General features: G+C 46.9%; 17 protein-coding genes and 2 tRNA genes. 6 read left to right on the forward strand and 13 right to left on the reverse strand.

All coding sequences use genetic code 11. From position 1 onward, the window contains the following. Positions 1-35: 35 nt before the first annotated feature. The 4 genes from dbpA to norR all read right to left on the reverse strand — a co-directional run bounded on the left by dbpA (position 36) and on the right by norR (position 5,833). Positions 36-1,421 (reverse strand): ATP-dependent RNA helicase DbpA, encoded by a 1,386-nt coding sequence (dbpA, locus tag LRP49_RS15895; RefSeq protein WP_274143294.1) that lies wholly within the window; start codon positions 1,419-1,421, stop codon positions 36-38. A 207-nt stretch (positions 1,422-1,628) separates the two neighbouring features. Further along, positions 1,629-2,204: a UPF0149 family protein gene (locus LRP49_RS15900; RefSeq protein ID WP_274143295.1), complete on the reverse strand. Its 576-nt coding sequence runs from the start codon at positions 2,202-2,204 to the stop codon at positions 1,629-1,631. Positions 2,205-2,456: 252 nt separating this feature from the next. Next, on the reverse strand, positions 2,457-4,115 hold the full coding sequence (gene hcp, locus LRP49_RS15905) for a hydroxylamine reductase (protein WP_274143296.1): 1,659 nt from the start codon (positions 4,113-4,115) through the stop codon (positions 2,457-2,459). A gap of 194 nt (positions 4,116-4,309) precedes the next feature. Then, on the reverse strand, positions 4,310-5,833 hold the full coding sequence (norR, locus tag LRP49_RS15910) for a nitric oxide reductase transcriptional regulator NorR (RefSeq protein ID WP_274143297.1): 1,524 nt from the start codon (positions 5,831-5,833) through the stop codon (positions 4,310-4,312). Between the two features lie 246 nt (positions 5,834-6,079). Between norR and LRP49_RS15915 the strand changes: the two genes are divergently transcribed. From LRP49_RS15915 to LRP49_RS15925, 3 genes are all read left to right on the forward strand, one after another. Next, positions 6,080-6,167 (forward strand) — tRNA-Ser (locus LRP49_RS15915). 100 nt (positions 6,168-6,267) lie between these two features. Continuing rightward, a complete protein-coding gene (locus LRP49_RS15920; RefSeq protein ID WP_274143298.1) occupies positions 6,268-6,759 on the forward strand; it encodes a YehS family protein in 492 nt (163 codons plus the stop codon). 158 nt (positions 6,760-6,917) lie between these two features. Continuing rightward, entirely contained in the window at positions 6,918-8,171 is a 1,254-nt protein-coding gene (locus LRP49_RS15925; RefSeq protein ID WP_274143299.1) for a DEAD/DEAH box helicase, read from the forward strand. A 96-nt stretch (positions 8,172-8,267) separates the two neighbouring features. Here the strand turns inward: LRP49_RS15925 and LRP49_RS15930 are convergent, their stop codons facing one another. Genes LRP49_RS15930 through yhfZ form a run of 5 tightly spaced genes read right to left on the reverse strand, consistent with a single transcriptional unit; the run spans position 8,268 to position 12,118 of the window. Further along, entirely contained in the window at positions 8,268-9,569 is a 1,302-nt protein-coding gene (locus LRP49_RS15930) for a YhfT family protein (RefSeq protein ID WP_274143300.1), read from the reverse strand. 7 nt (positions 9,570-9,576) lie between these two features. Beyond that, positions 9,577-9,936: a DUF2620 domain-containing protein gene (locus LRP49_RS15935; protein WP_274143419.1), complete on the reverse strand. Its 360-nt coding sequence runs from the start codon at positions 9,934-9,936 to the stop codon at positions 9,577-9,579. A gap of 13 nt (positions 9,937-9,949) precedes the next feature. Further along, complete coding sequence (locus LRP49_RS15940; protein WP_274143301.1) at positions 9,950-10,828, reverse strand: phosphotriesterase family protein; 879 nt, start codon at positions 10,826-10,828, stop codon at positions 9,950-9,952. A gap of 2 nt (positions 10,829-10,830) precedes the next feature. Next, a complete protein-coding gene (locus LRP49_RS15945) occupies positions 10,831-11,193 on the reverse strand; it encodes a PRD domain-containing protein (protein ID WP_274143302.1) in 363 nt (120 codons plus the stop codon). Positions 11,194-11,221: 28 nt separating this feature from the next. Beyond that, positions 11,222-12,118 (reverse strand): GntR family transcriptional regulator YhfZ, encoded by an 897-nt coding sequence (yhfZ, locus tag LRP49_RS15950; protein ID WP_274143303.1) that lies wholly within the window; start codon positions 12,116-12,118, stop codon positions 11,222-11,224. A 239-nt stretch (positions 12,119-12,357) separates the two neighbouring features. Between yhfZ and LRP49_RS15955 the strand changes: the two genes are divergently transcribed. After that, positions 12,358-12,445: transfer RNA gene (locus tag LRP49_RS15955), tRNA-Ser, on the forward strand. 100 nt (positions 12,446-12,545) lie between these two features. On the opposite strand, the gene LRP49_RS15960 is transcribed toward LRP49_RS15955, so the two are convergent. From LRP49_RS15960 to LRP49_RS15975, 4 genes are read right to left on the reverse strand one after another with little or no spacing between them, the layout of a single operon-like run. Continuing rightward, complete coding sequence (locus LRP49_RS15960; protein WP_274143304.1) at positions 12,546-15,242, reverse strand: arsenate reductase (azurin) large subunit; 2,697 nt, start codon at positions 15,240-15,242, stop codon at positions 12,546-12,548. Positions 15,243-15,244: 2 nt separating this feature from the next. Then, positions 15,245-15,844, reverse strand: a complete 600-nt coding sequence (locus LRP49_RS15965; RefSeq protein ID WP_274143305.1) for an arsenate reductase (azurin) small subunit — start codon at positions 15,842-15,844, stop codon at positions 15,245-15,247. After that, entirely contained in the window at positions 15,841-17,025 is a 1,185-nt protein-coding gene (locus LRP49_RS15970; protein ID WP_274143306.1) for a cytochrome-c peroxidase, read from the reverse strand. The genes LRP49_RS15965 and LRP49_RS15970 overlap by 4 nt, the downstream gene beginning before the upstream one ends. A gap of 10 nt (positions 17,026-17,035) precedes the next feature. After that, the gene (locus tag LRP49_RS15975) at positions 17,036-18,127 is read right to left on the reverse strand and encodes a cytochrome-c peroxidase (RefSeq protein WP_274143307.1); all 1,092 of its coding nucleotides are present in this window, start codon (positions 18,125-18,127) and stop codon (positions 17,036-17,038) included. A gap of 353 nt (positions 18,128-18,480) precedes the next feature. On the opposite strand from LRP49_RS15975, the gene LRP49_RS15980 reads away from it, so the two are divergent. Together LRP49_RS15980 and LRP49_RS15985 are read left to right on the forward strand one after the other, a co-directional pair. Further along, positions 18,481-20,763, forward strand: coding sequence for a HEAT repeat domain-containing protein (locus LRP49_RS15980; RefSeq protein WP_274143308.1), 2,283 nt, complete (start codon positions 18,481-18,483; stop codon positions 20,761-20,763). Positions 20,764-20,876: 113 nt separating this feature from the next. After that, positions 20,877-23,375, forward strand: a complete 2,499-nt coding sequence (locus tag LRP49_RS15985; RefSeq protein ID WP_274143309.1) for a PAS domain S-box protein — start codon at positions 20,877-20,879, stop codon at positions 23,373-23,375. Positions 23,376-23,393 lie beyond the last annotated feature (18 nt).

The following is a 23,393-nucleotide window of genomic DNA, read 5'->3' on the forward strand; positions in this document are numbered from 1 at the left end:
GTCATAACGACGGCTTTTTGTTTTCCCCAATATGCTTAGCGCAGTTGCCAAACGCGATGGGTTTTACCTTTGATCTTACCGTTAGATAGCTTCTTCAGTGCTTTTTTCGCAACGCTACGGTTTACTGCAACGTATGAGCGGTAATCGGTCACTTTGATCTTGCCAACGTCTTTACCTTCAATACCGTCTTCGCCTGTCAGCGCACCCAAAATGTCGCCTGGGCGAACTTTGGCTTTTTTACCCGCTTCAATGTGCAGGGTGATCATTGCAGGCTGCGGTGGTGTGTTGTTTAGCACTGACGCATCTGGAAGTGCAGAGCCTTTGACATCGTGCCCAAGGTAATCTTCAAGAAGCGCGACTTTGTATCCATCTTCATGCCCGAAGAAGGTATACGCGGCACCTTTGCTGCCTGCTCGACCTGTACGGCCAATACGGTGAATGTGAACTTCAGTGTCGTAAGCCATGTGGTAGTTGATGACCGCGTCTAACGCGTCAATGTCTAGACCACGAGCTGCAACGTCGGTAGCAACCATCACAGTCACGCTCTTATTCGCAAACTTCAGTAGCATCTGGTCGCGGTCACGTTGCTCAAGGTCGCCGTGCAGTGCAACGACAGAAAAACCGTCATTATCCAGTACCGCGGCGACATCTTTCACATCACGTTTGGTATTACAAAATACAACAGCACTTTCCGGTTGGTGCTTAAGAAGCAACAAGCGAAGTGCATGCATGCGGTCTTTGTTACCGTCACACTCATAGAAGAACTGAGTGATGCTGCTGCTATCGTGGTTTGATTCAACCTTCACCATCTCAGGTTTCACCATGATTTGCTTTGCAATGCTTTGGATCTGAGTTGGATACGTCGCACTGAATAGCAGGGTCTGACGGTTTGCTGGAACTTCTGCAAAAATCGCATCAAGTGCAGGTTGGAAACCCATTTCTAGCATACGGTCTGCTTCATCTAGGACGAGAGTATTCACTTCTTCCAGAGAGAGACGGCCTTTTTCCATGTGGTCAAGAATACGACCAGGCGTTCCTACGATGATGTGCGCACCGTGCTCCAGTGAGCCAATTTGAGGACCTACTGGTACACCACCACAAAGGGTGAGTACTTTGATGTTGTGAATGCCGCGCGCCAGCTTACGAATTTCAATCGCAACTTGATCGGCCAATTCGCGCGTTGGGCAAAGCACCAGAGATTGAACGCGGAAGCGTTTAACGTTTAGGCGGTTAAGCAGGCCCAAACCAAACGCAGCGGTTTTACCTGAACCCGTTTTACCCTGAGCAATCACGTCTTTTCCTTCAAGAATCGAAGGTAAGCTTTGTGCTTGAATCGGTGTCATTTCTGAATAGCCGATATCGTTCAGCGTAGAGATTAGCTCTGGCTTTAACGGAAGGGTAGAAAATGCTTGTTTGGTCACAGTGATAGTCCTGCGCTGCACGTCGTCAGTCGACAACGTTGATGTTAAAGATCGTCATTTTCTGGCTTTTGAATACACAAAGTATGCCAGAGCGTGAAATAGGGGCGGGACTATAGCAGGATTGTATGAAAAGTTCGCGTTTTGATTTGTGGTCTATAGATAAAGATGTTCAGGCAGGAGAATACCTGCCTGAACCGTGCGATGTTATTACTCGGCTTCAACACGCTGAAGCGCGCGCATCGTCAGGCCGCAAAGCATAACAGGCATTGCATTGAAGATTTCTTCAAACTGCGCCAGATCAGCCGCACCTTGTTCTTCCATAGCGGCAAACGCGGCTTCTGGGTCGAACATCAAGCTGATTGAAAGCAGGACACCACCAAGAAGCGCATTGTCTTCTGAGTCTTCAGGCATGATGGTTTCCCAATCGTCACGTGCCAGCGTCCATCCTTGAAGCATGCCTTCACAATATTCACGCGTTGCTTCATTCACTATTTCAACGTCGCTCAATTGACACGCGTCAGGCCACTTCCATTCATTAGAAAGCAGAGCCTCACGTTGGGCATTCCATAGGTTAACGATAATGTTAGCGTAGGCTTCGAGTTGCTCATGTGTTGAAAATGGTGATTCTTCTTCGCCGCCCCACATGAACGCAAGCCATTCGCTTGGGTCGATCAGGTTAGGCGCAGCCGCCATTGCAGTAACAAAGCCTTCCGTTTGCATTGCTGAAAGCAAATGTGGTTCTAATCCGTTTTCGGTAATAAATTGTGATAGCGAGATTGACATGAAAAACTCTCTTTTCCGACTTAGGTTGTCATTCTAACAGCCCGTGGCGTGATGAGAGAATGAAATGTGGGTTCGGCTAACGAAATGGTGACTTGTTACGTCTAGCGGGCTTCGTCGGCGACATAAATTCAAAGCCTATGATCGGCAGACGCTTTTTTAGCGATGGTAGTTTGGCGACAGTAGGTTAGCGATAAAAAAAGAGCCAACGTTGGATGGAGGCTCTTCATATCAATTCAGTCTAGCTGTTGGAAATTATGCGCTGAGCATGGCATTCATGTCTTCTTCAACGGAAGAAATCAGGCGTAGATCGAATTTGTCTTGAATAATACCGATGAGGTTCTCGGTTAAGAATCCTGGTGCGGTTGGCCCAATGTAAATGCCTTTCACTCCCAATGCGAAAAGCGTCAGCAGAATGACTATCGCTTTTTGCTCAAACCATGACAGCACAAGCGTAAGTGGAAGCTCATTGATGCTGCAATCAAATTCCTTGGACAACGCTAATGCTAACTGAATTGCCGAATAGGCATCGTTACATTGACCGATGTCCAGCAGACGCGGAATGCCGTTGATATCGCCAAAGTTGTTCTTGTTAAAACGGTATTTGCCGCATGCGAGCGTCAAAAGCACCGTGTCTTCAGGGGCTGCTGCCGCAAAGTCGGTGTAGTAGTGACGTTCTTTCTTCTCGCCATCACAGCCACCAACCAAAAAGAAGTGTCGAATATTGCCGGCTTTTACTTGTTCTATAACGGCAGGCGCAGCACTCATCAGCGCGTTTCGGCCAAAACCAATAGTGATCATATGTTCGATTTCGTCATGTTTGAAGCCTGGCAAATCCAATGCACACTCGATAACACGAGAGAAATCATCGCCGTCGATATGTTCAACGCCAGGCCATCCCACAATACTGCGTGTGAAAATACGGTCGGCGTAATTTCCTACGTTTGGATTAATCAGGCAGTTTGATGTCATCACAATCGCACCGGGGAAATTGGCAAACTCGGTTTGCTGATCTTGCCACGCGCCACCGTAATTACCGACAAGGTGTGGGTATTTGCTCAACTCTGGGTAGCTGTGGGCTGGCAGCATTTCACCATTGGTATAAACATTGATGCCTTTGCCTTCGGTTTGCTGAAGGATTTTTTCCAAGTCATGAAGGTCGTGACCCGAGACAAGAATACATTTTCCTTTTACAGGTTTTACGTTGACCTGCGTTGGAGTAGGGTGACCGAACGTAAGTGTTTCACCCGCATCCAGCATTTCCATCACTTTGTAATTCATCATACCAATCTGCATTGAGCAGTTTAGCAGTGCATGGAGGTCGTCAGGGTCGGTGCCTAACCATGACATGATGTCGTGATATTCTGCGTAAATTTCATCACAAGTCTGATGCAGAACACGGGCGTGTTCCATATACGCGGCTGCGCCTTTTAACCCGTATAGACAAAGCAGACGCAATCCGATTACATCTTCATTGACGGTGTCTTTGCCGCGGTTGACCGCAACTTGCAGTGCAATATTACGAATTTCTTCAGCATGTTCCGGCAGTTCAAAATACGCCAGAGGGGGAAGGTTGAGGCTTTTGCCTGTTACCGTTGCGGCCGTTACGACCTTATCTTGAAGTCGATTCTTGAATTCTGTCGCTTGTTTAGTGAGTGCAACGATACGCGCTGGGTCGAAATTGACGTTCGTGAGTGTAGCGAAAAAGGCTTTTGGAGCCCAACGGTTGATTTCATCATCAACAATATCGAATTTTTTAGCCTGAGTGGCCCAAAGTGATACGCATTGAAGGGCGTAAACAAGCACATCTTGAAGGTCAGAGATTTCGGCTGTCTTTCCACACATACCTTTAGAAACAGAACAGCCTTTGATAGAAGGTGTTTGAATGGCTTGTTCACATTGAATACAGAACATGTAAGTCTCCTGATGGTTTTTATTTTGCTATCTACAGCAATATCCGAACCTAACAGCAGATAACGTGCCAATAGTTATCTTTTTGATTTATATATTTATATTTACAAAACGAACTTGTTGTGATGTGAATGTGACTACGTATTTTGTGTCATATTCACATCAACTCATAAGAGAAAGCTAGATTGCTCTGGCTGTTAAAAACCGAGCTTTTTACCAAGTCGGTAAAGGTTACCTCGATCTGTTTGTAAGAATTGTGCAGCTTTTGCCCAAACACCCTTGTTTTTACTTAGGGCATGCTCGATTAGATCGCGTTGGTACTCATCAATCAATGTTCTGAGTGATTGGCTTTGTTCTGGGAAATATTTCGATGTGTTTTTTACATCATCCAGTGTTTGTAGCGCATCAAAGTGCGATGTGAGGATTGAGACAGAGCGGGATTGAATGGCTCTTAACGCGGCGCGCGTGAGCGAGTGTTCAAGCTCTCGCACATTTCCCGGCCAAGCCTGACGTTCAAGCAAAGCGAGAGCTTGCGGGTGGATATGGAGGTTCGGCACATTAAATTGATGCCTGACTTTTTCCAATAAATAGCCTGCTAATACAGGAATATCGCCTTCGCGTTGACGAAGAGAAGGTACGCTAATAGGAAATACATTCAGGCGATGATACAAATCCGCCCGAAAGCGATTCTCGGCGACTTCTTGGATTAAATCTCGATTTGTTGCCGCAATAATACGCACGTCGACCACCAGATGCTGGTCGCTACCAACGCGCTGCAGTTCTCCTTGCTGAATTACTCTTAAAAGTTTTGCTTGGACGACTAACGGTAACTCGCCCACTTCGTCGAGAAACAGGGTACCACCATCGGCAAGTTCGAATTTCCCTGCCCGATGGTTGTTCGCACCTGTGAATGCGCCTTTTACATGGCCAAACAGCTCGCTCTCGGCGAGGCCTTCAGGCAAAGCGGCACAATTGACATACACCATCGGTTTATCTGAACGCTGCGATGCGGCATGAAGCTGGTGGGCGACGAGTTCTTTACCTGTCCCGGTTTCTCCTGAGATCAGCACAGCATAATTTGATTCTGCAACAGTATCGATTGTATGCCTCAGGTGATGCATTTGGGGACTTAAGCCTACCATTTCACCGTGTTTTGAACGCGCCTGCTGGATCAGCATCTGATTGACGGAATGCTGCTTTCTGTTTTGGGCTTTTAACGCCGCTACTTGGCTGATGTTCCTCAATGTTGCTGCAGTGAGGGCTGCGTAAGTTTCGAGGGTGATGGAGGAAACACTGTCGAAAACGCCCGCGTTGCGAGAATCCATAGTAATGACACCCACCAGTTTGTCATCGACATGAAGACTACACCCCATGCAATCATGGACATCGATATGTTTGTCATCGCCCAGCAGATAGCCGTCAAATGGGTCGGGGAGAGGGCTGTTAGCATCAAACCTTACAGGCGTTCTTGAATCCACAATCGCTTTTAATCGAGGGTGAACATCTGGGAAAAAACGACGGCCAAGAACAGCCGTAGAAAGGCCGTTTACTGCAACAGGTTTGAGGAAGCCATCTTCATCAAACACAAATATGGCATTGGCATCGCATGGGAAGACATGTTCAATTCCGTCGAGCAGCTGTTGGTATTTTCGTTCATCGGAAAGGTTTGAACTTAAATTGAGCGCGATTTGAAGAAGAATGTGTTCTGATGATTTGTGCATACGTAGAAAGGGCTGATGAAGGAGAGTGCATACTAACAGTGTGTTGTGAAAATTACATCACGCCCTTTGGGTTGACCTGCTTTTGAGTGAGCGTGACCAAGCTTTTTAACCCATGCGGCATCTTGCATATAGGCACTGGCGAACTATTGCGCAAACAGAACATGGATATGTTTAATCACGTTGACCCTAGGCCATTAACTCTCTATAGTAGCGCTCCGTTGAGGCGTTACGCTCAACAAACAATTTGGTGAGTTGTCCGAGTGGCTGAAGGAGCACGCCTGGAAAGTGTGTATACGGCAACGTATCGAGAGTTCGAATCTCTCACTCACCGCCATATTCAGAAACAAAGCCCCGCTCGAGAGAGTGGGGCTTTGTTTTTATGCGTTTATTCCAGCAGTCGCTGGTATTGATGACACTCAACGTTAGGAATTATTTTGACAAACAACGACATTCTTCGCCGTATTCGCTATACCTTCGACTTTAAAGATCCTCAAATGGTAGAGATTTTTGCTGCAGCCGACCATGCTGTGACTCAGGATCAAGTCGTGAACTGGTTACGTAAAGACGACGATGCGGCTTTTGTTAAAGCGACAGATACTGAGCTGGCCATTTTCCTTAACGGCTTAATCAATACTAAGCGTGGCCGACGTGAAGGTGAGCAACCGGTTCCAGAGAAACGTTTGAATAACAACATGATCTTCATGAAGCTGCGTATCGCACTAGATATGAAAGCTGACGATGTGTTGGACGTTCTTGAGCTTGCAAATTTCCGCTTGAGCAAGCATGAACTAAGTGCGTTCTTCCGCAAGCCTGAAAACAAACACTATCGTGATTGTAAAGATCAAATCCTGCGCAATTTCCTTATGGGTGTGCAGCTTCACTTGCGTCCAGAATCTGCGGAAACGGTTGCAGACCTGCAAGACTAAGAACCAGTAAAATGACTGCGTTTTTGAGATAGATATAAGCCTGAGCCGCAATGCTTGGGCTTTTTTATGCCTGTGCGTACTTGCACCATTGCTATCAGAGGTGGCAGAGTTTCGTGCTACACTTCCGCCTTATTTGATTTACGCCTTTGAGCACGTTCATGTCGGTTGAAGCTTCTCTAACATTTTCTTCTTTGGGCCTCGCCCCCAATCTGGTTGACGCCTTGCCGTCACAATGTAAAACACCTACGTCTATTCAGTCTCTAGCAATACCTGCAGTTTCTTCTAAAAAGGATGTATTGGCACTGGCACAAACTGGCAGTGGGAAGACATTCGCATTCGGATTGCCACTGCTTTCCATGTTTGCACAAAGCAATCAGAAAGATAATGCCATCATTTTGGTGCCAACGAGAGAATTGGCCTCTCAGGTGACCGCGGCGTTGTCCGAAATCGCAACCTCGGTGGGTATTGGTACGATTATGCTGTGTGGCGGTGTTGATAAGTCGGCACAAGTTGAGGCGTTATCATCAAATCCTGACATTATCGTCGCGACACCGGGAAGGTTGTTAGACCTAATAAACGAGGGGGCCATTAACCTGACTAAGGTACGTCACCTTGTTTTAGATGAAGCCGATAGACTGCTCGATATGGGGTTCTGGCCGGACATACAAAAAATCATGTTGGCGTTGCCGAGTGAGCGTCAGACCTTGATGTTTTCTGCAACACTCCCTGAAGAGCTAAGCTCTCTGGTTTCAGAAACGCTACGAGAGCCTGTGACAATCAAGGCCAATGTCGTCAATAGCGTGGCAGAGAGCATTGAAGAGCGACTTTACTTGGTAAACAAGGGTAGCAAAGCCAATGTGTTGATTGACCAGATCAATGAACATAAATGGTCACAAGTCTTGGTTTTTATCGGTGCGAGAGATAATGCGGATGCCCTTTGTAAAAAGCTGAACAAGGCAGGCATTACAACCAGTGCATTACACGGTGATAAGTCACAAGCCGAACGTGAGCAAGCACTAGACGCATTCAAAAATAAGCAAACCCAGGTGCTTGTTGCTACGGATTTGCTAGCGCGTGGCATTCATATCGATCACCTGCCTGTGGTCATCAATGTCGAATTACCGTCTAACCCAGCAGTCTATGTGCATCGTGTCGGGCGAACGGCGAGAGCAAATCAGGATGGTTTAGCTATTTCATTGGTGAGTCATGGTGAGAGCGAGTACTTGCAAGCAATTCGTGCGCTGACTAACCGAGCGTTGCCACTGGCTGAGCTTGAGAAATTTCCCGTCACTGATAAGCCTTCATCGGGCGAGAGTAAGCGCGCGCCTCGAGACAAAAAAGCGAATCGTCGCACTGCACAGAAAAAAAGCGTTAAGCAGTTTCAAGGAAAGGGCAAACCAAAGCGCACCTAGCGTGTTTCGATGCCAAAGGAAATTAAATAAACCCAAGTTATCCTTGGGTTTATTTTTGTCTGTTGTGGTATCAGCGAGTTTGGATTTCGACAAGCTTCAGACTGCGAACAGGCCTAATAGAGAGAAAAGATTTAGCGACAAACCCGTCAATATCGTGGCTGCTGCTGGTGCAGCGATTTTTAACACTGGCCGGCCCAACGTTTCATTCAAAAAGTAATACACCGCAAAGAGTGTCAGGCCAGTCGTTGAACCCATTTTCATCACAGCCAATACACCGCCAATCAATAGAGCAAATTCCATCAATACATTCATCGCATCTCGGATATTGTCTGAGGCATTACGCAATGACGGGAACGCTTCCAACATGCGGCTGATTTTCTTTAGTAACCCAACTTCGATAATGATTGTCACCGCGCCAAGTGCTGCTGCAATCGCGAGGTTAGGGGACAAGTAACCGACGACGAAAACGAACGTTAGCCCGACCATGCCGTAGATGCCGGTGGTGAGTGCCGCCATGACAATCAGTGGCGCAAATCCAAGTCCGCGAAATACTTCCGCGACGGCTACCTGTGTAATCGCAGTGTATTGGGCGGTTGCGTCTTCGAGTTTGTAAGCGTCAGCCAAGGAATAGATGGAGACCTCTGACCCCGCTAGATAGCCAGCATTTGTAACAACCGCAATAAGCGCACCTGTGATTGCCAGCAGAGGGAGGTTTGCTTTCAGTTGCTTAAACCGATCATCATAGAGCGGATGAATGCTACTCATGTCAGCAGGTACTATGCCATTTTTTCTATCACGACGATCCTGGCGTATTGCACAGATGATAAGGACCAGTACACCCACGAGCATTTGAATGGCTTCAGGAGGGAGCGACGTAAATTGCACAACAAATAGGCGCGATATTAGGATTGCGGCACCACAAATGGCCCCCGAGTGCCAGCCAAATTGTTTAAACACAGCGAGTAATGGAAACAAAGCGAGAACCGTCATTACAGGCTTGGCCATCTCTGCCATAGGTTCGATCATGTCTACGGGCATTGCAGTGAAAAGGGCATCCATACCAACAAGGGCTGTAACGACAAAAGCTCCCCAGCATCCTCCTGCCAATGCGGCAAGCCACCTGCTACTAATCAACACCCCAAGAACGTCGGTCGGTAAAAACAACAGCCATGGGTTAAGCAATCCGGTAGAGAGTGTAAATGACAACCCAACAGAGACGGTGAACCCAATGGACAGCCCAAATGCAATCGAACCTGCTTCTTTGCGCTGCATATTTCCTTGCGCGACTTGAGGAAGGATGGGTCTCAGTCCGTCATGAAAAATAGACGCACTCATGTTGGCAATGAGTGCCGTCATTGAACATAACGCCGTTACTGTCGCTAATTGCAGTAAATCCATAAAACCTCTACAGTGCGGCGAGTTGTTTGGTGAGCATAGGGATAGCGTGCTCAACGTGCTCTACCGACAGGCCAAATGCCACTTTACCTTCCGCGAGAAAGGTTGTGATTTCGTCTTCTTTGGCTCTTATTGAGGGTTTGGCAATTGTGCAGCTTTGCGAATAACCGATGATGGCAATAGCCATAGAAAGTGCCGCGCCAGCCCCGGTGTTACAGCACCCAATAAAGTAATCCAGCTCACCGGTTTTTACCTTCATCGCCGCGTCCATATCATTCAGAATGTGGCATTCAAATGTGTCTGGTATTGTTGCCTCGATGTGATGTTTGATTTGGTCTCGTTGCAATCCTGCGATACCTATTTTTTTCATCATACTGCCTTGTTTAATTAAATAGGGTGTAAGGGTTGTGTCGCAGCATGGTGTCAATCTGCTGCTGAGAGAAGCCTCTTTCTAAAAGCTTGGGAAGGAATTCGTCGATCAGATATAAGAAGCCTGGACCGCCATTCTTTTTTAAATGTGAGCGGCGGGTAATATCCATGGAAAGCATCACTTGGCTCAAGAGATCTCTGTTCGCCAAGGCTTCAAGCATGTCGATGCGCTTTTCATCCGGGAAATAGCTATTTTTGCCGATGGTATCGAACTGAACGTAACAGCCTTGGTCGATAATCCAAAGCATTTGGTCCAAGTCATTTCTTAAATCACAATGCCCAATGGTGACGCGGGACAGGTCTGCACCGCATTGTTTTAGGTATGCGATTTGTTCCTTACCCATAGTGCTGAAAGATAGGTGAGTTGAAATGGGCGTACCGGTTTCGTATTGCGCCATTGCCGCCGCTTTAAATACTTTCTTTTCTGTGTCGGAAAACACATTCTCGCTACTGCCAATCTCCCCAATTAACGAGGCTTTTATAGCACTACCATCGATGCCGATTTCAATTTCTTTGATCATTTCATCTCGAATGTCTTCCGCACTTTTTTCATACAAATCTGAAGGAAAAAAGCCTTCAATGTAGTACCCCGTAGAAAGCAGGATATTAATCCCTGAATCGCGCATCAAACATTCAATAAAATGAGGATTTCGACCCATATAACGATTGGTAACTTCTACGATATTAAACACGCCGCGAGAAACGAGGTTGTTCATCTCTTCGCAAATCAATGTGTATTGATCGAGTTTGCAATCAATATCGCGCTTTTGCTCTGAGAGATCGATATACAAATGCTCGTGGCAATAGGTGTAACCGTCGTTATAAATGGGCATAGTTACTCCTCAATCACTGCATAGTGCAGCGACAATAAGTTACTGAGCATGAACGTGTTTTCTGACTCGGGAACGGCAATGCCGAGTATCTCCGTGATTTCATTATTAAGGCTTGAGATTGTGCCGTAGAGAGGATCGCTGGTGATGTCGTCAAACAACTCAGGATCCATGCCTTTGTCAATTGGAGAATCGGCTTTGATACGGTCATAGGCACGCGCCAGATGGGTGATTGCCATCTGGAATTGTTCATTGTCTGACGTCAGGCCCAACCGCTTCGAAAGCAACTGACTAACGGTATTGCAGCAAAGAGCAGCTTCCTCACTGATGACCTGAGCTTGGGAGAGTAGATTTAGCCTTTCTTGCATTACGATACTTCCTTGTAATTAGAGTAGGTTAGTAGCTAGGAATGATTGCCCCTTTGATCACAGAGTCTTGATGTTCAAGCAGTGAATGCACGTTTAGAAGCTTTCTCACCAAGCTGCGCATATACGGTGATTCGTTGCTGACGAGGATCACCGCTTCTGATGCTTGTTGGCATTCGGGGATATGAGATAGCGAGATTTCAGTCAAGCCAGCTTCTTCGGTGTTTACGACTTCAGGAAGCCAGACAACCGCGTCGATTTTTCCGGTTTTAAGAAGATTGAGGCTGTCGGTGTAGTTGATTTCAATAATCTCTACATCGTGATCAGGAAAGGCTTTCTCAGTGAGGATTTTCTGGTCAGGAGACGAAGGGTCTACACCCACTTTCTTGATCTTGTTTTCCTCGCCTTTTCGACAAATGAGTTTGTGTTCCATCGAATAGGTTTGTGCGCCTAAATCAAACGCAATTTTGACTCCTGCACCCACTGAGTTTGCAGCCAATTTCGACATAATGGCGACATCATAGGTCCCTTTCTTTAGGCATTCTGAGCGCGCATCTGCACCACGCATGTGTGCAAAATAAAGGGGGAGGTGGCCCATTTGCGCTTTTAGACCGCTCGCGAGACCTTCATAGTGCTTGGTGTAGGGCAGTGGCATGGCGCATACGAGGTGGCTAAAGCCGGCTTTTTTCACCAGAGAGTCGTAATCGAGCATATCAATGAAGGTGCCGTTACGGCCTTGCTTACGCAGCTTGATGGCACCATCTGACTCAAGCGTGGTCAACGCTTTTTGTATAAAGCCGACAGAAACTTCAAATTCCTCGGAGAGTGAGTCGATCGTGCGGAGCCTTTCTTCAACTTCCGTAGTGATTAAATATCTGGCGATGTTAATAATCGCAGACCCTTCTTTGCTGATGTACAGGTTCGACATAGTTACAATCTTCAATATATTGAATCTTTAATTTATAGGTCATTGTACGTTGAGAAAACGAAGATTTCTGCGATATGTGATACTGATCAGTACATTCGTTGTCCTAAGACAGATGAATAGATAACCATTTGATTAAATGGCACTCATTCGGATGTGTGTTTCGTTTCAAACCATTGACGATGCAGGGGTAAGTCTTTATAGTAGCGACCCTGTTGAGGCGATACGTCCAACAACAATTAGGTGAGTTGTCCGAGTGGCTGAAGGAGCACGCCTGGAAAGTGTGTATACGGCAACGTATCGAGAGTTCGAATCTCTCACTCACCGCCACATTCAAAACCCGAGCAGAAATGCTCGGGTTTTCTCGTTTCTGGCATATGGAAAACGCCAAGTGTTACCTTGGCGTTTTTGTTTGCGTGGAAGCGTTAGCTTAAACGATGTTGCGGGGAGCAAAGGAGAATGCTCGGAACTCGCTCTTGTACTTGGTTTCTCCAATTTTTTTGATATTGGCCACGCCCATTTTGTAGTTGTAGTTGCCAGAGATCTGATCCACTACGCGGGGAGCCAGCGCATTTGAAGGTTGCCGCATATCGATCATGTTGGCATACAGGGTACCTTTCTTGATTGCAGGGGTCACAATCGCGATCGCGGTGACGGCTGCTTTATCTAGCTGAATGTGGCCATTCTCCATAAGCTTGCTGAATTGAAAGTCATCACCGTGTACGCCCAGAATCGTGTCTTTAAAGCTAGCAACACGATCTGAGTACATCATGACTTGGTCGCCGGATTCGATACCGCGTGCCTTGGCATCATCGGGATGTATTTCTACCCAGTTTTCCGGCCAGCGCTGCATTACATAAGCGCGACGTTCGACATCATCAAAGCCAGACTGCCAAATCTCATTGATTCGGCCATTGGAGAACCACAACTCATCACCTTGTGGTGTCAGCCATTCGTAAAAATCACTGAACAGACCCCACGGGTGTTTTTGTAAGTTCACTTTGCCGGTCTGACTGTTAAACGCAGTGAGCTGTTTTTTCAGAACGTTCGCGCCTTGTGGCCCATCAGTCAGCCCTTTCTCTGCCAGGGTTTCTGCGGTCATTTCTGTGTCATGCAGGCGCTTAGTTCCGACTAACTGTTTGGTGTCATAGTTGTAGAATACAGGGCCTTGTATGCCATCAGTTCCCATGTCACGGAGTTTTTCGTGGAGGGTTTTGCCTTCACTGTGTGCGGCGACTTTGATCATGTGGAAGTCTTTGCGACTGCCGCGACTAAAGCGTGATGCCTCTTCTGCGACTTCATTGGCGTTGTTCCAATCGAATCCATCATATCCCATGCGCGTTGCTAATTGAGCCACAATCCACCAGTCTGGTTTTGCCTCACCGGGGGCATCTGCAAATCTCTGATACAGGCGTAAACGGCGCTCGCCGTTTGCTCGGATAAAGTCTTCTTCTCCCCATGTCGCGGCGGGGAAAACAATGTCCGCAAATTTTGCCCCGATAGGATCACGTAAATAGATATCCTGATTGATAACGACTGTACCACCGGAGTCGGCTCGCTTTTTCAGCGTTTCGATGATTTCATCTTTATCGTAGGTGTACACTTGATGCGGATTGGCGGTGGTTAACTCCCAGAATTTCTTCTGCAAACCTTGGCTACCGCACATGGCTTGGATCCACGTTGTACCGATAACATGCGCTAAGCGTGTGTGCCCTGAATAGAAATAACGGTCGGTGTCGATAGAGCGACGACGACGTCCCGGCACTTTTTCCGGTGATTTGTTGCGTGGTAATTTTCCGCCTGACTGTCCTCCACGCTGGTGGCCACCAAATCGGCCGACAACGCGTCCTTCTCTGCCGCCTGCACCGATGACAGTGGCTAACGATGAAATGGCATTGGTGTTACCCGTGTTGTTTGACCAATAAAAGCCTTTTTCAATGGCGATAGACGACTTGGGTCTCTCGCCATTCACTGGTTTAGCAAGCATTTCAGCAGCAAGGTAGATTTTATTTACGTCAATGCCTGCTACTTTTGCTGCATACTCCGGGGCATATTCCTTTTGTGCTAGGTTCCATTTTTTATAATCTTCAAATCCATTGGTCTGGAATTTCCCCCAAGTGGTACGCCATTGCCATGGTGTGTTACGTGTTCCTTGGCCAAAGCCAGAGCTTGATTCCCATTTGTTGTTTACCCAGTTTTGGATCCACTCGCTGTCTTCCCATCCATTTTCAAGAATGACGCGAATAATTGCGCCAACCACCAAATTGTCAGAACCTGGGTTTAAGTCGATGTGTAATCCGCCTTGCTTTTTGAGCCACGCAATGCCTGCGGTTTCACGGGGATTCAATGTGATGGTCTTCATGCCTCGCTGAACCGCTGGCATGATAAATTGCGTAAAGATGATGGTTTTGGTTTCGTAAGGATCTGTCCCACACATCATCAATGTGTCTGCCATGCCCCAGTCGTCGTAACTTGGCCCAAAGTTATCAAATCCCGCATCACGAAAGCCGGGTGTAGACGTCACATCCGACGGTGTATCGTGGAAAGTGAAATTTGCTGTATTGATGTGGCGAAGGGCGAATTTTGTGATGGTGTATGTGTTTTCAATATACTGATAAGAAAAGGTTTTTACGCCATACGCATTTGCACCATGGTTATCGATAACATGTCGGCTTACCGCAGCAGCAATATCCAAGGCAAAGTCCCATGGTACGGGCTGCAAGCTACCGCCAATTCGCACTAACGGGTGCGTAAGTCTGTCACGTGTGCCCGTTGATGGGTTGTAGAGCTTTTGGGCTATCAGCCCACCGCGCATGGATGAATCCCCCGTTTTGTTGACCGCCGTGGTGTCTTTGTCTGGCGTGATAACAATGTTGTAGGGCTTACCATTATGCATCACAACATTGTGTTGTGCCGGCGCGACCCAAGCTTGGAGGGGCGCGCTTGGGAAATCGATACCAAATGCATTTTGGTCCGCTTTCATTCCCCCATTGCTTTGCTCTAATGGCCAGCGATACACCTTGTAGCCGCAGGCTACAACACAGTAGTCACATGCGGTGGTCAGTACCTCTGCATTCTTTGGCGGTAGCGGGGCATGATCTTCTGGAATATAGAAATTGGTTGTCATGATTACGCCTCCTGCTGAGATATCAGATTGTCTGTCCGGCCGAAAAGCAGTCCCATGATGCCGACGGCATAAATGTCGTCACCATCCAGTTCAAGTAACACTTGGGGTAAGCTTTCATACGCTTGCCCAGAGACAATGATGCCGTGGCGTCGTAAATCAAAGGTTGATAGGTGAAAAGGGCATTGGCCTAACACGCGATGTTCATCAACCACTTTGTAGTTGCCAGTAAGCGGCCCGCCTTGGTGTGTGCACATGAGCGAGAAGCCAACCACATCCTGCTGAGGACCAAGACCGCCACCCGCGGGTACGCCCATTTTTACCAAGATTGCTTGGCTGTTTCGACCGTCATCGGGGTAGTTGAAATACAAGGGCTCGTTCATTCCAAGTTCGCTTAGTTTCCCCAGCAGTTTCCTTGGGTATCCCACGACACGGGCATTGGTTTCTGTTGCCTGAGAGGTGCCAGGGAATAAGGTGACAGACATCATGCTCACCGATCCTGCCGCTGCGCCGGAATACATCAAAAACTCCCTGCGAGAGACCATGCACTTGCGGTGCTCGGCTGCACTTTCTTTTCTGCGTTGCTTGTCTTTGTTAAAAATCATTTGGTCGCCTCCGCCAGTTCTTCCTCGCTAAATAGAGGTTGGTATTCAGGCAGTGTGGGGTAATCCATGGTGATGCGTTCACCGGAAAACGCCGCTAAAAAAGCCAGTAGGTCCGCTTTCTCGCTATCGGTTAAGCCGAGAGGTTGTATCAGTGTGCTTTTCGTTTGAGGGAAGTCGGTTGTTCTTCCGTCAGCAGTAACACCGCCTCGGTTATAGAATTCGATAACTTCCGCTAGCGTAGGGATTACGCCGTTATGCATAAAGGGTGCGGTGTATTGGGTGTATCTGAGGCTGGGGGTACGAAACTTCCCTTTCATGTCCTTGCGTTTGCCTCGGAAGTACACGCCGGGATCTGCTTTGGTTTCGCGGTACATTTTCTCGTTAGAGCCTTTGGCATAAAGCTCATAACGGAACGTAATTTGTGCAAGCGCATCGTTTTCCCATCTCAGGTTGGTGGGAACACCTACGTTGTAGTATTTTTGGTCCGACGCTAATGCGCTGTTATGGCACGCAATGCAATTGGCTTTACCGTTAAACAAAGCCATTCCGCGCAGTTGTTGGTTGCTCAGTGCCGATTCATCACCGTTCAAGTAGTTATCCAGCGGTGTGTCGCGTTGTACCAGTGTTCGTTCAAAGGCGGCGATAGCTTTCCATGCATTGCTCACCTTGGGATAGTTATCGCCAAAGACTTGGTTGAAGCGTTCAACGTACTCTGGCACGAGAGCCAGTCGCGCTTCCATGATGTCGTCTTCACCATTCCCAGCCACGCCGCCTTTTGCTGCGCTTTTGGCTTGAGACTCCAATGACTTTGATGATCCTGCCCAGAACAGCTTTTGATAGTAGGCTGAATTGATAATGGTTTGGCTGTTGCGCCAGTGAACTGTGCCAGGATATCCCAGCGAAAGATCTGCGGGAAAATCCCAACCGAGCGCTGGGTTATGACAGGCAGAGCAGGGCGTAGATGTGTCACCGCCAAGTCGGCCATCAAAAAATAGCAGCTTTCCTAATTCGACTTTTTCGGGTGTTGTTGGATTATCTGATGGCGTAGGTACCTCTCCCAAAGGAGCGAGTGCAGGGTAGACATGACCACCAGACTCGATGGTGTTAGCGGTAACGCTTACAGCCGCTAAGAGTAACAAGGTGCCTATTACCACAGACATGTGGATTCCACGTGTATTCATCTTGTCCTCCTTAGTTTTTCACGCTGCGCCAATCAGCGATAACGTCGTAGCCGTAATCGTCAGCTTTCCACACATGCGTATCACTGTTTAACGGCTCTCCAGACAGGGATTTCAAAAATGATACCAACTCCGCCTGCTCTTTTTGTGAAAGGTTCAGAGGTTTTAAACGGCTATCTTTATTGCGGTCTTTCCCTCCGCCTTGGTTATAAAAGGCAATCACTTCTTCGAGTGTTGAAAACATTCCGTTGTGCATGTAAGGGGCCGTGTGTGTTAACTCACGCAGTGTGGGCGTCATAAACTTTCCTTTGTCGGAACCATCCGCTTTATGGCTACGAACATGAGCACCAACGTCACGTTTCAAATTCATGTAATTACTCACGCCCATAAACATGTTGAATGCGATAAAGGTTTGATGGCGAGCAGGATCCCTGAAGATATCCAGATTTTCAGGAACACCCGTGTTATATGGCGTTTCATCGGTAAATAAGGGGCCATTGTGGCAAGCCGCGCATCCCGCTTTTCCTGTAAACAGTGCGAAACCTTTCTCGGCTTGGGGAGACAGTGCCTGGTTGTCAAAACTGGAAGGGGTAGATGTCAGTGTTTTTAAATATTCAGGAATCGCTTTTCTCACTGCACCATTGGAGGGTTCTCCATACCCAGCGGCGGTAAACATTTCGACATACACAGGATCCTGTTTCAGGCGTTCCTGCATCAACCTCATGTCCATGTTCATGAGCCAGTCTTCAGTGATGTTTTCTCGCGTTACATCGTTGAGGTTGGTGCCAATTCGTCCGTCATGGAACCAAGCACTTTTATAGGCTGTATTAATCAGCGTTGGGACATTTCTAAATCCTTTGCTTCCTGTATAGGCAGGGCTCAGTGCATCAGAGGTGGAGTAGCCGCTGTCGGGTTGGTGGCACGAGGCGCACGACAGTGCGGTATTGCCTGATAGCCTAGTATCAAAGAATAGGCGCTTTCCTAACTCTGCCTTTGCAGCATCGACTTTCAGTGGCGATAACGGACCGAATGAAGGATCGTCGGTTTGACTCCACACCGAAAAAGACAAGCTCACAGTCGCAGCAAGGATCAAGAATCTTTCCATTTTGTGCTCCTTTGCTTCCAGCTAAGACACAACCAAATTGCGTTATTCCTCAGCAATGTCGTTGATACCTTGTCTCTGCATGTTCTGTTCCATGTTTTCGAATACATTTTTATGTATAAATATCAACGATATAAATCCAGCTTGCCGCGCTGACGTTATTAAACCGTTTAACGTTTCGTTTAATTTAAAGAAGGGTAACTGAACGATTCGTTAAATTTTCGAAGGGTTTCTTTGAATCCATGGTCTCTTGGTTGCTCATATTTATCAGTCAGTTAGGCGTTATTCTTAACAAGGCACGGAACCTGCTAGTCCTGAATCAAACAGCGTTGTAAATAATTCAGGAAGGGCAACCGATGAGAGAAATGTCAGACAAGATTCATGGCAATGCGGGATACGCTTTGACGAAGCGAGCGCGAGATTTACTGATTGATTTGCTGGAGACAGGAGATGATGCCCAACGTTGCTACAGTGCGAAGGCGGTGGCGGATGCCTCAATGTTTGATGCAACCAATGCGCTTAATGAATGTCTCTACCATGATGATCCAGATGTCGTTTCTGACGCAGCAGATGCGCTGGAAGTGCTGAAAGAAGGAGATAGAGACTACTTGATTGATGTGGCAAGACATCATCCCGAAGGAGATTGCCGTCTTGCTGCGTTGAAAGCGTTGTCTCATCAGGTTGCTAGCAAGGATGTAGAGAAATTGTTCGTCGAATTTGCGTATGGAAGGCAAGTGGACGATCAATGGGGCCTGACTAACGGGTGGGATGATTGGTGGGATTTACAACTTTTCGCGGTTAAATGCCTTTCAACCAATGCTCGCTCTGAATACTTTGCGTTGTTTACTTATGTCTTAACCCAAGATCCAGAGCCAGAGTTAGAAGCTGCGTTATACCAAGGTATTTCTGGGCTGAACCCAGACTGGATTGTAGATCAACTGGCTAAAGCGAATCTGTTAACACGCAGGAAACTGCTGAACGCCTTAAAATCGAGTCAATCGTCTATTGGCAACGCATTTTTATTTAAACATCTTAGCCACAAAGATGCCCTTTGCCGGCGGATTGCAGTGAGTGGATTAGCGGAAAAATATGCGACTGAATATACGTGGGATATTGCTGAACGCCTGTCCGATTTGAACCCGTATGTACAGCAAGAAGCCATTGATGCGCTCGAACGCTTTGGCAATCAACGTGCATTGCAAAAAGAGCTGTTACTCGACAAGTTTTTAGATACCTACGGTGAAACGAAAGGACGACTTTTTAAACTGTTGGCACGAGAAGTTCTAACGGAAACAGAAATTGATGATCTTCTTTCTCATATAGACCAAGAAGATGTATTTGCTTGGTTGGCTTGCACCAAATACGTTGATTACTCAAGGTTAACACCGCTCCAAAAAACGCGAGTCGCCGAAAGGTCTTCCCATTTTCTTCAAACAAATGCACTAAAGAGCCACCAACAGATTCAGATGCTTCGTTCCATTCATCCATTACATGCACAAATTGACATCCTGTTTCCGGAGCTTGAGCGGCGCATACTGAGTCAGCATCAAGACAGTGAATTACCCATGTTTTGCTCGTCTGTCCGACAAGCATGTTTTGACCTAATTAGTCATCAGTGTAAGGGCGCGAGCCAACATCTTTTAAAAACGACCTTATTTGGGAAACATGCTTATCCGGATGCTATTGATATCGTGCCTTTAATTGAAGGAAAGGAAGACAGTTCACTGAAGGAGGTACTTGATGGTTATTCGGTGCCTTCACAAGAGGAAATGAGTCGAGCCCCTGTTTCAACCATTGCTGCAATTACCCAAACCAGTATTGCCACCAAATTAACGTCTCCAAAGGACAACGACGACCAAAAATCCAATATCATTGATATGGTCGATGCACTAGACGAGGAATATCAGCAATACGCTAAAGCGGTTAAAGACAATTTCGACAGTGCAGACGCGCTAAATTTTAACCGAAGGAAAGTGGCTCAGCTTCCTGAATTTGATAATAAAATTCTTGCTATACGTGCCCTTGGACAATCACGTCACCCCAATGCCGTAAACTGGTTGATTGACACTTTACAAGACTCGGTGCCAACTGAGCAGCGTGAAATCTTTTGTTCTCTCGCGCAACAACTGCGTCAATGTCAGACGCAATGCTATGTCGGCACAGTATTGGGCATTGCGAAGCAAGTCATTGAGAGAGGTGATTCCCTCACGCAGCAAAGCGTGCTGTCTTATCTTCACCATGTGCCGTTCACATCCGCAATACCATTAGCACTCGATGCGCTCAACAGTGAGCATGAGCATGTTCGTTTAAAAGCCCTCCATGTGTTGGATACCCACATTAGCGAAACCAGCGTTCAGTGGCTTCAAACGATGAATTTTTCGTTAACACAAGCACTCGATGATCCGGCTGCAGGCGTACGAAAACACGCGCTCAAACTTCTTGCTAGTCAACGAAAGCTTGTCGTTCCTATGGACATTTTTGTTCTCACTGCACTGAACGATGAAGAATGTATGGCAACGGCTCTCAAAAGCTTCATGATTCATAAAGACGGTGTCATTGAGTGGATTTCTGCGAACTTTACGACACTGACCCAGCAACAGCAGCCAAACGCAATACAATTACTAGGAGCCTTGCTATAAAAAGGGTTAGCAATTGCGTTGAATAGCAAATAGAAATCAGGGGATATGCTCAGAGAACGAGTGTTTCCCCGCATTAGGGAATTGAACTGAACCGTTGAAAATGGATAGGAGGCATGTTGGGAAAATTGAACCCTTCGCCAACACGACGCGCTCTTCTCACGGAATGGCTACTTTGGGCTCTACCAGCGTATTTTTCGTTGGTTATTTTGGTATCGCTACATTATGTCCTGAGTATGGACAACGACAAACGGCATGTACTGGTTAATGAGCAATCGATAGTCGGCTTGATTGATGAAGTGCTTGGAGAAACCTTAGTCCGTATGTCTGCAGATGCAAAAAACCTTGCCTATGTAACGCGTGAGACACTGGAGACAGGGGATGATCCGTTTGAAACCTTAACCGCTTATTTTCTTCAAGTCAGTAGCAACAATGACAGTTATGATCAAATACGTTTTCTAGACAATAAAGGGTTGGAGAAGCTCAGGGTAAATAACGAAAACAGTACGGTCAGTGTTGTTCCGTCACAACAGTTGCAAAACAAATCCCACCGTTACTATTGGCAACATTCGATAAGGCTCAATGAAGGCAGCGTTTATATCTCTCCTATGGATCTTAATGTCGAGGGGGGAGAAGTCCAATTACCCTTGAACCCCACCATTAGAGTCGGTACTCCGGTATTACTGTCCAATGGTGCCAAAGCAGGTGTAATTTTGCTGAATTATAAAGCTAATCAGCTCATCAACAAGCTACTTACTGTTGCGCCAGAATTCACACACCACCTATACATATACAACCCTCAAGGGATTGCAATTATTCACCCGGGAGATACGAAAGGCAGCCCATTTAATGTCGATGCTAAAGAGGGGATCCCTAAAGATGTATTTCAACGCATGCAGCAAAATCAGGGACAGTATCTGATTGATGGTAATTACTATACCTATTCACGTATTCAGACGCCTATCAATGGTAACTGGACGATTGTTTCCGTTTTCCCCGAGGCGCGATTTAGCCTTTCACGGCAGTATTTCTATCGCGAGTATACGCCGTATTATCTGGCACTCTTCGTTATTGTGACAATGATGACGCTGGTGTTTAGCCGTTACCGTGTTCAAACACGTTGGTTTACTCAGCAACAGTCCTACGAAAAGCAATTTCGTCAAACATTAGAAAACATTCAGTTGGCGGCGGTAACGATCAATGAGCACGGTATCATTACCTTCTGTAACGACTTTTTCCTCGGCATGGTTGGGTATCAGTCCGACGATATTATTGGCAAAAAATGGATTACGACGTTTATACCAAAGGAGCTTCAGCAACAGGCAGAAGAAGCGTTGAAAGACGCACTGAGGTTGCAAACACACCAGCCACACAGTGAAAGCGTTGTACTGAGTAAAGCCGGAGACATTCACCTTGTCTCGTGGACGTCGACGTTCACGGAGTCACACAAAAATGACGTATCTTTGACCTTACTTGGAGAAGATGTGACTGAGCGAAAAATGACGCAGGAGCATCTCCAGCGGCTTAGTCATGCAATTGAAAACAGTCAGAACTCTGTATTGATCACGGACTTAGACAGTCGCATTGTTTACGTGAATCCGATTTTTTGTGAAGTTACAGGCTATGAGCGCAGTGAGGTGTTGGGACGAACACCCGGCTTTTTGCAGTCAGGGGAAACTCATAGAGAGGAATACGAGCAGCTATGGCAGACGCTCGAAGAAGGAAAAGAGTGGCGAGGCGAATTTCATAATAAAAAGAAATCGGGTGAGTTGTTTTGGGAGAGAGCGAGGATCTCCCCCGTAAAGGATGTCGAAGGTCGCTCACTGTATTATGTTGCAGTGAAGCAAGATATCACGGAAGAAAAGCGTTTAGCCGAAGAGGTCGCGAAGCAGACCCAAGAGCGAATAAACCACGAGAAACTGGCGGCTGTTGGAAAAGTCGTCAACATGATTGCGCATGATCTACGTAACCCGCTTAGTTCAATCAAGATGGTGCTTCAGATACAAGCCAGATCTCAGGAAAATGAAATGTTTGATATTTCTCTTGAGCAGGTTCGTTATATGGAGGCGATACTCGAAGACTTGTTAACCTACTCTCGGCCAGATCAGTTCAAACCAGAGTGGATAGACTTAAACAAGCTATTAGAAAGCCTGATTGCTAGCCAAGAAAAGATGTGCCAAAAGGCACAAGTGACCATTCGTTCGGCACTGCAACCAAACCTACCGACGGTATACGCGGACCCAATTAAACTGCGTCAGGCGATGCAAAATCTGCTGGTAAATGCTATTCAGGCAGCGCAAAGCGATACTGAAACTGGCGCATTGGTTTCTATCAGTACCAATGTGATTTTTGCTGAGACATCAACCCAGATTTTGATAGAGATATTTAACAGTGGGCCCGCCATAGACCCTTGTTTGAGTACCAAAGTGTTTGAACCATTTTTTACGACGAAAGCCAAAGGCACTGGGCTAGGGTTAGCTATCGTAAAACGAATAATTGATGCGCATCAGGGAGCGGTGCAACTTGTCCCTACAAGCAAAGGGACGGTGGCAAAAGTCAGTGTGCCAACTATCCCTGATACAATGAAAGAAACAATCAGTGCAGAGCGCACTTAGGCCGATATAAGGATGTAC

The sequence above is a fragment of the Enterovibrio qingdaonensis genome, assembly GCF_028683135.1.
Classification (GTDB): domain Bacteria; phylum Pseudomonadota; class Gammaproteobacteria; order Enterobacterales; family Vibrionaceae; genus Enterovibrio; species Enterovibrio qingdaonensis.

Excerpts from the sequence above, each read along its gene's own strand:
- hcp (WP_274143296.1), bottom strand. The coding sequence starts at position 4,115 with ATGTTCTGTATTCAATGTGAACAAGCCATTCAAACACCTTCTATCAAA.
- LRP49_RS15940 (WP_274143301.1), bottom strand. The coding sequence starts at position 10,828 with ATGCCCATTTATAACGACGGTTACACCTATTGCCACGAGCATTTGTAT.
- LRP49_RS15975 (WP_274143307.1), bottom strand. The coding sequence starts at position 18,127 with ATGGAAAGATTCTTGATCCTTGCTGCGACTGTGAGCTTGTCTTTTTCG.
- LRP49_RS15930 (WP_274143300.1), bottom strand. The coding sequence starts at position 9,569 with ATGGATTTACTGCAATTAGCGACAGTAACGGCGTTATGTTCAATGACG.
- LRP49_RS15925 (WP_274143299.1), top strand. The coding sequence starts at position 6,918 with ATGTCGGTTGAAGCTTCTCTAACATTTTCTTCTTTGGGCCTCGCCCCC.
- LRP49_RS15900 (WP_274143295.1), bottom strand. The coding sequence starts at position 2,204 with ATGTCAATCTCGCTATCACAATTTATTACCGAAAACGGATTAGAACCA.
- LRP49_RS15965 (WP_274143305.1), bottom strand. The coding sequence starts at position 15,844 with ATGATTTTTAACAAAGACAAGCAACGCAGAAAAGAAAGTGCAGCCGAG.
- LRP49_RS15985 (WP_274143309.1), top strand. The coding sequence starts at position 20,877 with ATGTTGGGAAAATTGAACCCTTCGCCAACACGACGCGCTCTTCTCACG.
- LRP49_RS15935 (WP_274143419.1), bottom strand. The coding sequence starts at position 9,936 with ATGAAAAAAATAGGTATCGCAGGATTGCAACGAGACCAAATCAAACAT.
- LRP49_RS15980 (WP_274143308.1), top strand. The coding sequence starts at position 18,481 with ATGAGAGAAATGTCAGACAAGATTCATGGCAATGCGGGATACGCTTTG.
- LRP49_RS15960 (WP_274143304.1), bottom strand. The coding sequence starts at position 15,242 with ATGACAACCAATTTCTATATTCCAGAAGATCATGCCCCGCTACCGCCA.
- LRP49_RS15970 (WP_274143306.1), bottom strand. The coding sequence starts at position 17,025 with ATGAATACACGTGGAATCCACATGTCTGTGGTAATAGGCACCTTGTTA.
- LRP49_RS15945 (WP_274143302.1), bottom strand. The coding sequence starts at position 11,193 with ATGCAAGAAAGGCTAAATCTACTCTCCCAAGCTCAGGTCATCAGTGAG.
- norR (WP_274143297.1), bottom strand. The coding sequence starts at position 5,833 with ATGCACAAATCATCAGAACACATTCTTCTTCAAATCGCGCTCAATTTA.
- yhfZ (WP_274143303.1), bottom strand. The coding sequence starts at position 12,118 with ATGTCGAACCTGTACATCAGCAAAGAAGGGTCTGCGATTATTAACATC.